Origin of the sequence: Stenotrophomonas maltophilia (genome assembly GCF_013464485.1) — a bacterium.
Lineage (GTDB): Bacteria > Pseudomonadota > Gammaproteobacteria > Xanthomonadales > Xanthomonadaceae > Stenotrophomonas > Stenotrophomonas maltophilia_AW.
The window spans coordinates 82,642-93,328 of sequence record NZ_RAUX01000001.1 but is presented as its reverse complement, the minus strand read 5'-3'; the positions used below and the strand labels follow the sequence as shown (position 1 = coordinate 93,328).

The following is a 10,687-nucleotide window of genomic DNA, read 5'->3' as shown; positions in this document are numbered from 1 at the left end:
CGGGGCGGTCATTGCGTGCTCCCGGCCTTGTCTGCCGGCTTGGCGGCCGCTGCGACCGTCTTCGCCTTTGCCTTCGGATCGGCGATCACCTGCACCGCGGTACCGTCGCGCAGCGCGACCTTGCCGGCGGTGACCACCTGATCACCGGCCGCCAGGCCATCACGGATCTCCACCCACGGGCCCTCGGCGTAACCCAGCTTGACCGGAACGCGTGCAACCTTGCCTTCGCGCACCCGGAACACCGCCGGCTCACCGTCGTCGAGCAGCGCCAGGCGCGGCACCACCAGCGCATCGGCACGCTGGTCGTAATCGATGCGGATGCGCCCGAACATGCCGGGCTGCAGCGCATGGGCGGCGCCATCAAAGGCACTGACCACGCGAAACGTGCCGCTGCCCGAATCCACCACCGGCGCGATGCGATCGACGGTGCCGGTGAAGCTCTGGCCCGGCAGCGCATCGGCGGCCAACGTTACCGGCTGGCCGGCACGCAGCGTGGCCAGTTCGCGCTCGGGCACGTTGAGGGTGGCTTCCAGGCGCGAGTTGTCGACGATGCGGAAGATCGGCGTGTTGATCTGCACGAAGTTGCCGGTCTTGATCGAGCGCGAGGCGATCACGCCGGAGATCGGTGCCACCACCGTGGTGTAGGACAGCTCCAGCGTGGCCAGGCGGTACTGCGCGCGGACGTTTTCCAGGTCGAAGCGCAGCTGGTCGACACTGGCCGCACTGACCAGCTGCTGGACGACCAGCTTCTGTGCACGCTGATAGTCGTTTTCAAGTTTGCGCATCTGTGCTTCGCTCTGGGCAACGGCCAGGCGTGCGCGGTCCGGGTCCAGCCGCACCAGCGGCTGGCCGGCGCTGACACGCTGGCCTTCCTCGACCAGCACCGCCAGCGCCACGCCGGAGGTCTTGGCGACCACCTGCGATTCGGCGCGCGGCTCCAGCGCAGCGGTTCCGGTGTAGCTGGCCGCGACCGCACGGTGGCTGGCCACTGCCACCTCGACCGGTACCGCGTCGACCTTCTTCTCCTCCTTGGTCTCGGCGGCCTTGGCTTCGGAATTGGGCCCTGCGGCGCAACCGCCCAGCAGCAGGGAGGTGGAGATCAGCAGTGCGGCAGCGCAGATTCCGCTGCGACGGCCGGACAGGAAGATTGGGTGCGACATCGTCAGGTCCCTGGAGGATGCGTGGACAGGTGTGGTAGCAAAGTAATGCACCACTTCACGGCCACACCATATCCCAAAGGTCATGGTGCCTTCACGCCGCTGGTCGGCGCACCCCCATTTCAGCTAGATGAAACCTGAGGCTATACTCGGGTCGTTCCGTACCCCACGCCGGAACGACCAGACCCGAATCCCCGGAAACGACACCATGCGCCCGCAGCCGCTCGCCGCTTGTCTCGCTCTGGCCGTCCTCCTGCCCCTTGGGGCCGCCGCACAGCCCGCTCCTGCTTCTGCCACACCCGCTCCGGCCCCGGCTCCTGCCGCTGCGCCGGCGCCTGCCGCCCCCACCGGCAACTTCGACAATGGCCGCGTGCTGGCCTACACCTGCCAGGGGTGCCACGGCATCACCGGCTACAAGAACGCCTATCCCAGCTACCGCGTGCCGAAGATCGGCGGCCAAACCCAGCAGTACCTGGCCCAGGCCCTGACCGAGTACCGCCAGGGCAAGCGCCGGCATCCAACGATGCAGGCGCAGTCGATGAGCTTCAGCGAACAGGAGATCGCCGATCTCTCTGTTTACCTGTCCACCGTCAAGTAAGGCCCGCCCATGTCGAAAGCCGCGCATCCGATGCGTCATGCCATCGCCCTGTCCGTTGCCCTGCTGCTGGCCGCCTGTTCGCAGTCGCAGGTGGAAAACAGCGAGAAATCTGCCGCCGACCCGGGCCATGCCAGCGGCGAACACGGTTCTTCTTCTTCGGCCGGCCTGCCCGCGGGCCGCGAGGCCGCCGGCGAAGCCCGCGCCAAGGTGAAGGGCAAGGCCACCAACCAGAGCTGCATCGACTGCCACGGGGCCGACGGCAATGCGCCGATCGACCCAACCTATCCGAAGCTGGGTGGGCAGTATGGCGACTACCTGGCGCACGCCCTGCAGGCCTACCGCGCCGGTGACCGCCAGCACATGCTGATGACGCCGCAGGCGAAGGACCTGAGTGATCAGGACATCGCCGATCTGGCGGCGTACTTCGGCAGCCGGCCCAGCCAGCTGCGGGACCTGCACGGGGTGAAATGACCGACCCCCGGTGGGTGCGGAATCCGCTTTGGTGGGTGCGGACCTTGGTCCGCACTGATGCCACCATCCACGCATAGCGTGGATCCATCAGCCGGGCGTGGGCTCGGCTCTACAGCGTCTGCTGGCATGCCTCGGTAGAGCCGAGCCTACGCTCGGCTGCTCTCCGGCCAGATCGCGATGAGCCGAGCGTGGACTCGGCTCTACATCAATCGGCGCGCCGCTGGCGCCGACCGTCGCTCAGCCTTCCAGCTCTTCCCAGCGCGCGTAGGCCGCATCCAGCTCGGCCTGCACCTTGGCCAGCTGCTGGGTGTGCGCGGTCACTTCCGCGCTGCTGCGGGTGTAGAACGACGGGTCGTTCATCGCAGAGGTCAGTCCTTCGACATCGCCTTCCAGCTTCTCGATGGTCTTCGGCAGCTGCTCCAGTTCGCGTGCTTCCTTGTAGGCCAGCTTGCGCTTGGGTGCGGCCGGAGCAGCGGCAGTCGGGGTGGCCGGTGCGGCGGCCGCAGGCTTGGCGGCGGGGGCTGCGGCAGGCGCCGCGATGCTGGCCGCATAACGCTGCCAGTCGCTGTAACCGCCCACGTACTCGCCGATCAGGCCGTCGCCTTCCATCACCAGCGTGGACGTCACCACGTTGTCGATGAAATCACGATCATGGCTGACCAGCAGCAGCGTGCCGGTGTACTCGCCCAGCAGCTCTTCCAGCAGCTCCAGGGTTTCCACGTCCAGGTCGTTGGTCGGTTCGTCCATCACCAGCAGGTTGGACGGCTGCGCGAACAGCTTGGCCAGCAGCAGGCGGTTGCGCTCGCCACCGGACAGGCGGGTGATCGGTGCACGCGCGCGTTCCGGGGTGAACATGAAGTCCTGCAGGTAGGCATGCACGTGCTTGCGCTTGCCGTTGAACTCGAGGAAATCGCGGCCTTCGGCCACGTTCTCGATCGCGCTCCAGTCTTCGCGCAGCACCGCGCGGTACTGGTCGAAATAGGCAATCTGCAGGTTGGTACCCGCATTGACCTCGCCCTTGGCCGGCTGCAGTTCGCCCAGCAGCAGCTTCAGCAGCGTGGTCTTGCCACTGCCGTTGGGGCCGATCAGGCCGATGCGGTCACCGCGCATGATGGTGGTGGTGAAGTCACGGACCATGGTGCGCTCGCCGAAGGCGAACGAAATGTCCTTGACGTCGATGACCTTCTTGCCGGAGCTGACGCCCTGCGCGGCTTCCATCTTGACGTTGCCGCTGAGATCGCGGCGCTGCGACCGCTCCACGCGCATCGCCTTCAGGCGGCGCACGCGGCCTTCATCGCGGGTACGACGGGCCTTGATGCCTTGGCGGATCCATACTTCTTCCTGCGCCAGCAGCTTGTCGAAGCGCGCGTTTTCCTGCGCCTGTGCGTTGAGGCGTTCCTCGCGGCGGCGCTCGTAGTTGGCCCAGTCGCCCGGCCAGCTGGTGACCTGGCCGCGATCGATCTCGACGATGCGGGTGGCCAGCGCACGCAGGAAGCGGCGGTCATGGGTGACGAACACCACGCTGCCGCTCCAGCCCTTCAGGAACGCTTCGAGCCAGTCGATGGCTTCGATGTCCAGGTGGTTGGTCGGTTCGTCCAGCAGCAGCACGTCCGGGCTGGAGACCAGTGCACGCGCCAGCAGCACGCGGCGCTTCATGCCGCCGGACAGGCGGCCGAACTCGGCCTCGCCGTCCAGGTCGAGCTTGGTCAGGGTTTCGCTGACGCGCTGGTCCAGGCCCCAGCCGTTGGCGGCGTCGATCTTGGCCTGCACGTTGCCGAGGGCTTCGCCATCGAACACCTCGGCATGGCTGAGGTGGTGGAATTCGGCCAGCCACTGGCCCAGTTCGCCCAGGCCATCGGCGACGACGTCGAACACCGAGCCAGCGGCGCCGTGAGGCACCTCCTGCTCCAGGCGGGTGACGCGCACGCCCTGCTGCACGCGTACTTCGCCGTCATCGGGCTTGTGGTCGCCAGACAGCAGCTTGAGCAGGGTGGATTTGCCGGCGCCGTTGCGGCCGATCAGGGCGATGCGTTCGCCCGGCTCGATCGACAGTTCGGCCTTTTCCAGCAACAACGGGCCGCCGACGCTGAAGTCGACGTTCTGCAGAGTAATCAGAGGCATCCGGGTATTGTACGGGTTGGGGGCGTCGGCCGGGTTGCACCCGCTGTAGAGTCGACTGTCAGTCGACTGCTCTTGCCCCCCACGCCCGCGAAACGCCCGCGCTGCGCGCGATAGCCGACCAACGGTCGACTCTACAAGGGCACCTCTCTCCGCCCCCCAGATGCCTCCCGGTAGAGTCGACTGTCAGTCGACTGCTCTTCCCTGACGCCCACGAGAAGCCCGCGCTGCGCGCGATAGTCGACCAACGGTCGACTCTACAGGGGCACACCTACCGCTCGACGTCCCCCAACAACGCCTGCAGCCCCGGCAGCCATTGCTTGCCCGGGTGGCGTACCAGCCAGAGGGTGCGCTGCAGGGGCGGCAGAGGGGTCTCGAGCACGCGCAGGCGGCCGAGGGCCAAGGGTTCTTCCAGGGCATGACGGGAGAGGCAGGCCAGGCCGAGGCCGGCGATGGCGGCCTGCTTGATCGCTTCGGTATTGCCCAGCTGCAGGGTCTGCGCGAAGCCACGCAGATGCGGCAGCAATGCCTGCTCCACCGCCTCGCGGGTGCCCGAGCCGGGCTCGCGCAGCAGCCAGCGTGCACCTCGCAGTTCATCCAGCGACCATCGTGCGGGGGCATCGGCAGCGGCCACGATCACCAGCGGGTCCTGCTGCCAGGCCGTGACCTGCAGGCCACGCTCGTGGCACGGGCCTTCGATCAGGCCGGCGTCGACGTCCAGGCGCTGCACGGCGGCGACCACGCCGGCACTGTTATCGATGCGCAGGTCGACCTCAGCCTGCGGTGCCTGGCGCAACAGGTCGGCGATGCGCGGTGGCAGCAGGTAATTGCCGATGGTGGTGCTGGCGGCCAGCACCAGCCGCAGCGGTGCGCCCTGCGCCGGGTCGCCGCCAGCGGCCAGCTGCCGCTCCAGATCAGCGGCGTTGACCAGCAGGGTGCGCGCTGGCTCCAGTAGCGCGCGGCCGTGCCCGTTCAGCGCCAGGCGGCGGCCGATGCGGTCGAACAGCGGGGTCCCGAAGTGTGCCTCCAACTCCTGCAGGGCGGCGCTGCTGGCCGATTGCGAGAGCGCGATGGCCTGGCCGGCGGCGGTGGTGCTGCCGTGATCGGCAATGGCGACGAAAACCTGCAGCTGCCGCAAGGTCAGGCGCATGGCAATTACCCGCTTGATAGGTAGTTTTCACCCATATTATTCGTTTTACAGGTCAGCAGCGCGGGCGCACGCTTGCATCATCACTTCAGCCCTGCCCTTGCCATGAACGCCCCCGCTCTCTCCCCCTGGTCCCTGCCCGCCCTGCGCCAGCGCTGGCTGCCGCGCCTGCCCGGCCTTCTGCTGGTGGGCCTGATCGCGGCGGCGTCGCTGTACCTGGCCGAGCTGCCGTGGCTGCAGGCGCACGGCTTGAGCGCGCTGACCGTGGCCATCGTTGCCGGCATCGTGGTCGGCAACACCTTCTACCCGCGGCTGGCGCCGAGCAGTGCGGCCGGCGTCGGGTTCTCCAAGCACTGGCTGCTGCGCGCCGGCATCGTGCTGTACGGCCTGCGCCTGACCTTCCAGGACATCGGCCATGTCGGCGTCACTGGCGTGCTGATGGACGTGTTGGTGGTCGCCAGCACCTTCGGCCTGGCCTGCTGGCTGGGCGTGCGTGTGTTCAAGATGGAACGCGAGGCGGCCATGCTGATCGGCGCCGGCAGCGCGATCTGCGGCGCCGCGGCGGTGATGGCCGCCGAACCGGTGGTGCGCGGCCGTGCGGCGCAGGTCACGGTGGCGGTCTCTACGGTGGTGGTGTTCGGCACGCTGGCGATGTTCCTGTACCCCGCGCTGTATGCGCTGGTGCAGTCGCACGGCTGGCTGGCGATGGACGCGCGGCAGTATGGCCTGTTCACGGGTGCAACCGTGCATGAAGTGGCACAGGTGGTGGCGGCCGGCCGTGCGGTCAACGAAGCCGCCGCCGATACCGCGGTGATCACCAAGATGGTGCGGGTGATGCTGCTGGCGCCGTTCCTGGTCGCGCTGTCACTGTGGCTGGCGCGTGGCGGCAAGGCCAGCGCCGACGGCAGCAAGGCGCGCATCGTGGTGCCGTGGTTCGCGTTCGGTTTCGTGGCAGTGGCCGGTTTCAACTCGCTGCACCTGCTGCCGGCTGGCCTGCAGGCGGGGCTGGTGCAGCTGGACACCGTGCTGCTGGCGATGGCGATGGCCGCGCTGGGCTTGACCACCCACGTCTCGGCGCTGCGCCAGGCGGGCCTGAAGCCGCTGCTGCTGGCGCTGATCCTGTTCGCCTGGCTGCTGTTCGGGGGGTTGGCGATTCATCAGGGCGTGCTGGCGGTGATGGGCTGAGGAAGAGCGTGCCGACCAAGGTCGGCACCCACATGGATGAAGGCCCTGTGGCAGGGACCGGCCGCGCAGGCAGGTACAATGCGCCATGACTGACTTCTCGACCCTGCCGCTGAGCCCGGCCCTGCAGCCCGGCCTGGATGCCCTCGGCTACACCACTCTCACCCCCGTGCAGGCGCAGAGCCTGCCGGCCATCCTGGATGGCCGCGATGTAATCGCACAGGCACCCACCGGCAGCGGCAAGACCGCCGCCTTCGGCCTGGGCCTGCTGCAGTCCATCGACCCCAGCCTGATCCGCGTGCAGTCGCTGGTGCTGTGCCCGACCCGCGAACTGGCCGACCAGGTCGGCAAGCAGATCCGCAAGCTGGCCACCGGCATTCCCAACCTGAAGTTGCTGCTGCTGGTCGGTGGCGTGCCGCTGGGCCCGCAGCTGGCCTCGTTGGAAGGCCACGATCCGCACGTGGTGGTCGGTACGCCCGGCCGCGTGCAGAAGCTGGCGCGCAAGCGCGCGCTGAACCTGGGTGCGGTGCGCACACTGGTGCTGGACGAAGCCGACCGCATGCTCGACATGGGCTTCGAGGAGCCGATCCGCGAGATCGCCGGCCGCACCCACAAGGACCGCCAGAGCCTGCTGTTCTCCGCCACCTTCCCCGACAGCATCCGCGCCATGGCGCGTGACCTGCTGCGCGACGCGGTGGAAGTGACCGTGGAAGGTGCCGACCAGGCCCCGGCCATCCGCCACATGTTCTGTGAGGTGGAACCGGCGCACCGCCAGAAGGCATTGGCCGGCCTGCTGCTGAAGTACACGCCGGAGTCGGCGGTGGTGTTCTGCAACACCCGCAAGGACGTGGACGAGGTTGCGAATTCCCTGCAGCAGTTCGGCTTCTCCGCACTCGCCCTGCACGGCGACATGGAGCAGCGTGACCGCGAGGAAGTCTTGCTATTGCTGGCCAACCGCAGCTGCAACGTACTGGTCGCCAGCGACGTGGCCGCACGTGGCCTGGACGTGGAAGAGCTGGCGGCGGTGATCAATTACGAGCTGCCCACCGACGTGGAGAGCTACCAGCACCGCGTGGGCCGTACCGGCCGTGCCGGTGCCAGCGGGCTGGCGATCAGCCTGGTGGCCGGTCGTGAAAAGACCCGCGCCGAAGCCATCGAAGCGCAGATGGGTCAGCCGCTGGACTGGCAGAAGACGCCGCTGGCGACCGCACGCCCAGCCGAGCTGCCGCAGGCAGCGATGCGCACGCTGCGCATCGACGGTGGCAAGACCGACAAGCTGCGCCCGGGCGACATCCTTGGCGCACTGACCGGCGACGCCGGCCTGTCGAGCAAGTTCATCGGGAAGATCGCGATCTTCCCGACCCGCTCCTACGTGGCGATCGCGCGTGAGCAGGCCAACAAGGCCGTAGCCAAGCTGGAAGCCGGCAAGATCAAGGGCCGTCGCTTCCGCGTGCGGATGATGTGATTGAAGCAGCGTTGCCAACCACGGTTGGCAACGACCGGCACCTGGCCATTCGCTCTGGTAGGTGCCAACCCTGGTTGGCACTCACCCTACGATCAGAACACCAGTTCGGTGTGAAGCGGCAGGTCCGCTTCCCAGCGCGCGCGCCCGCCAAGACCGTCCAGCTCGACCAGTACACCAGCGCCAACCACGTCAACGCCCAGGCGGCGCACCAGCGACAGCGCCGCGACCAACGTACCGCCGGTGGCCAGCACGTCATCGATGATCGCCACACGCGCACCGGCGTGCAGCGCATCGGCGTGCACTTCGATGCAGTCGCTGCGGTACTCCAGCGTGTATTCCTCGCGCAGCACCTGGCCCGGCAGCTTGCCCGGCTTGCGCACCGGCACGAAGCCCACGCCCAGCTCCAGCGCCATCGCGGCGCCAAGGATGAAACCACGCGATTCGATGCCGATGACCGCGTCCAGCTTCTGGTCGCGCCAACGGTCGGCCATCGCAGTGATCGCGCCGCGGAAGTCCTCGCCATGGGCGAGCAGCGGCATGATGTCCTTGAAGAGGATGCCGGGCTTGGGGAAGTCGGCGATGTCGCGCAGGCGGGAGGCCCACTGCGGAGCGACGAGGGCGTCGGTCATGTCACGTTGGCTATCTGATGGCGGCATAGGGTACCTGTTCCGGGCGCCGGCTGCCTGTTGGGGGTGTTCGGCCGGGCTGCGCCCGGCACCTGCAGAGGCCAGATCAAACGCCAGAGCAAAAGCGGATTCCGTGGGTTGGCGGGGCGGTGTCGGAGGTGGGGCGGTGTGGGGCTGCAGGACCGTTGGCGCCATGGATGGCGCCATCGAGCCCCCAGGGACGGGTTCACGGCGTGTCCTGCAGCCCCACACCGCCCCGCCAGACCATCAATAATCCAGAGCCGCTTTGGCTTTGGCTTTGCTTGCGCGGTGGCCTCTGCAGGTGCAGGGCGCAGCCCTGCCGAAACCCACCCTCAGGAACTGCAGGACAGCATCGAGCAGCCGGCGCGGTTGTCGGCCCACGCCGGGCGCTTGCCGGCGAAATGCTCCAGCCCCGCACGCTCGGTGTACGGATCGCGCAGTACATCCTGCAGCGCATGAACACCGCCGAGGTCGCCCAGCTCCGCGCGGTCGATGGCTTCCTGCGCCAGCCAGTTGCGCAGCACGTACAGCGGATTGGCCGCAGCCATCTTCGCGGTACGCTCGCTGGCCGACAGCGGATCGGCCTGCAACCGCGCCGCGTAGTCCCGCAGCCACTGCTGCAACGGCGCCTGCACCGACTGCTGGCGCGCCTCGTCGTAGTACACCGCGTCCAGCACGCCCACATCGGGCGACGCTGGATCAACGCGCATCAGCGCGCGCCAGGCCAGCGTCATGTCCATGCTGCCGTCCTGCATCAACTGCTGCCAGCGCAGGTAGAGCTGCAGGTCTTCATCATCCGCCGCAGCCAGGCCAAGCTTGGCCGCAGCATCGCGACGGGTGCACGCCACGAACGTGGACTGGTACGCCGCCAGCCCCGCCTGCAACGGTTCGACATCGGCAAACAACGGCGACAGCGCCTGCGCCAAGCGGCTCAGGTTCCAGTACGCCACCTGCGGCTGGGTACCGAAACGATAGCGTCGGCCTTGGGCATCGGTGGTGTTCGGCGTCCAGTCCGGATCGAAGTCCTCGACCCAGCCATAGGGACCGTAATCCAGCGTGAGACCGAGTACGGACAGGTTGTCGGTGTTCATCACGCCATGCACGAAGCCGACGCGCATCCAGTGCGCGATCATCTCGGCGGTGCGCACCGCGATCTGCGCGAACCAGTCGCCATACAGCGCCTCGCCCTGCCCTTCGAGCTCCGGAAAGTCGCGGGCGATGCAGGCGTCAACCAGCTGCTGCAGCAACGCGGTTTCGCCGCGTGACGCTGGCAGCTCGAATGAACCAAAGCGCAGGAACGAGGGCGATACCCGGCACAGAATGGCGCCCGGCTCGGCGCGCGGGTGGCCGTCGTAGAACATGTCACGCACCACCTCCTCGCCGGTGCCGACCAGTGACAGCGCACGCGTGGTCGGCACGCCCAGGTGATGCATCGCTTCGCTGCACAGGAATTCGCGGATGGACGAGCGCAGCACCGCGCGACCGTCGGCGCCTCGCGAGTACGGCGTCGGACCCGCGCCCTTCAGCTGCAGCTCCCAATGACGGCCATCCGGTGCAACCAGCTCGCCCAGCGAAATCGCGCGACCATCGCCGAGCTGGCCCGCCCAGTGGCCGAACTGATGCCCACCATAGTTCGCCGCCCACGGCTGCATGCCGGCATACAGCGCATTGCCGCCGAATACCTGGGCAAAGCCTTCGCTCTCGACTTCCGCAGCATCGAAACCCAGCGTTGCGGCAACGTCCGGCGACCAGGCCAGCAGCGCGGGCGCGGCCACCGGTGTCGGCATCACCGCTGACCAGGCTGCGCCCCGCACTTCGCGGCGGTGTGGGCCGGATTCGGGGTCGCCTGGCAGGGCATGCAGCAGGCGGTTGTCGAAACGGGGAGTGTGGGTATCCATGGCG

Annotated in this window: 9 protein-coding genes; 4 read left to right on the top strand and 5 right to left on the bottom strand. The window is 68.0% G+C overall.

Annotated elements, in window-relative coordinates; translation table 11 throughout:
• Positions 1-8: 8 nt before the first annotated feature.
• Complete coding sequence (locus D7Y61_RS00435) at positions 9-1,160, bottom strand: efflux RND transporter periplasmic adaptor subunit (protein ID WP_180864504.1); 1,152 nt, start codon at positions 1,158-1,160, stop codon at positions 9-11.
• 205 nt (positions 1,161-1,365) lie between these two features.
• On the opposite strand from D7Y61_RS00435, the gene D7Y61_RS00430 reads away from it, so the two are divergent.
• Complete coding sequence (locus D7Y61_RS00430) at positions 1,366-1,755, top strand: c-type cytochrome (RefSeq protein WP_180864503.1); 390 nt, start codon at positions 1,366-1,368, stop codon at positions 1,753-1,755.
• 9 nt (positions 1,756-1,764) lie between these two features.
• Positions 1,765-2,226, top strand: a complete 462-nt coding sequence (locus D7Y61_RS00425) for a c-type cytochrome (RefSeq protein WP_019661289.1) — start codon at positions 1,765-1,767, stop codon at positions 2,224-2,226.
• 237 nt (positions 2,227-2,463) lie between these two features.
• On the opposite strand, the gene D7Y61_RS00420 is transcribed toward D7Y61_RS00425, so the two are convergent.
• Positions 2,464-4,347, bottom strand: a complete 1,884-nt coding sequence (locus D7Y61_RS00420) for an ATP-binding cassette domain-containing protein (protein ID WP_180864502.1) — start codon at positions 4,345-4,347, stop codon at positions 2,464-2,466.
• Positions 4,348-4,615: 268 nt separating this feature from the next.
• A complete protein-coding gene (locus D7Y61_RS00415; protein WP_180864501.1) occupies positions 4,616-5,494 on the bottom strand; it encodes a LysR family transcriptional regulator in 879 nt (292 codons plus the stop codon).
• A 102-nt stretch (positions 5,495-5,596) separates the two neighbouring features.
• On the opposite strand from D7Y61_RS00415, the gene D7Y61_RS00410 reads away from it, so the two are divergent.
• Positions 5,597-6,676, top strand: a complete 1,080-nt coding sequence (locus tag D7Y61_RS00410) for a YeiH family protein (protein WP_180864500.1) — start codon at positions 5,597-5,599, stop codon at positions 6,674-6,676.
• 85 nt (positions 6,677-6,761) lie between these two features.
• Entirely contained in the window at positions 6,762-8,138 is a 1,377-nt protein-coding gene (gene dbpA, locus D7Y61_RS00405) for an ATP-dependent RNA helicase DbpA (protein WP_180864499.1), read from the top strand.
• A gap of 92 nt (positions 8,139-8,230) precedes the next feature.
• Here dbpA and D7Y61_RS00400 read toward each other — a convergent pair whose 3' ends face one another.
• Positions 8,231-8,767, bottom strand: coding sequence for an adenine phosphoribosyltransferase (locus D7Y61_RS00400; protein ID WP_180864498.1), 537 nt, complete (start codon positions 8,765-8,767; stop codon positions 8,231-8,233).
• A 350-nt stretch (positions 8,768-9,117) separates the two neighbouring features.
• Positions 9,118-10,683: a protein adenylyltransferase SelO gene (locus D7Y61_RS00395; RefSeq protein WP_180864497.1), complete on the bottom strand. Its 1,566-nt coding sequence runs from the start codon at positions 10,681-10,683 to the stop codon at positions 9,118-9,120.
• Positions 10,684-10,687: the final 4 nt, after the last annotated feature.

Excerpts from the sequence above, each read along its gene's own strand:
- D7Y61_RS00395 (WP_180864497.1), bottom strand. The coding sequence starts at position 10,683 with ATGGATACCCACACTCCCCGTTTCGACAACCGCCTGCTGCATGCCCTG.
- dbpA (WP_180864499.1), top strand. The coding sequence starts at position 6,762 with ATGACTGACTTCTCGACCCTGCCGCTGAGCCCGGCCCTGCAGCCCGGC.
- D7Y61_RS00415 (WP_180864501.1), bottom strand. The coding sequence starts at position 5,494 with ATGCGCCTGACCTTGCGGCAGCTGCAGGTTTTCGTCGCCATTGCCGAT.
- D7Y61_RS00425 (WP_019661289.1), top strand. The coding sequence starts at position 1,765 with ATGTCGAAAGCCGCGCATCCGATGCGTCATGCCATCGCCCTGTCCGTT.
- D7Y61_RS00410 (WP_180864500.1), top strand. The coding sequence starts at position 5,597 with ATGAACGCCCCCGCTCTCTCCCCCTGGTCCCTGCCCGCCCTGCGCCAG.
- D7Y61_RS00430 (WP_180864503.1), top strand. The coding sequence starts at position 1,366 with ATGCGCCCGCAGCCGCTCGCCGCTTGTCTCGCTCTGGCCGTCCTCCTG.
- D7Y61_RS00435 (WP_180864504.1), bottom strand. The coding sequence starts at position 1,160 with ATGTCGCACCCAATCTTCCTGTCCGGCCGTCGCAGCGGAATCTGCGCT.
- D7Y61_RS00420 (WP_180864502.1), bottom strand. The coding sequence starts at position 4,347 with ATGCCTCTGATTACTCTGCAGAACGTCGACTTCAGCGTCGGCGGCCCG.
- D7Y61_RS00400 (WP_180864498.1), bottom strand. The coding sequence starts at position 8,767 with ATGACCGACGCCCTCGTCGCTCCGCAGTGGGCCTCCCGCCTGCGCGAC.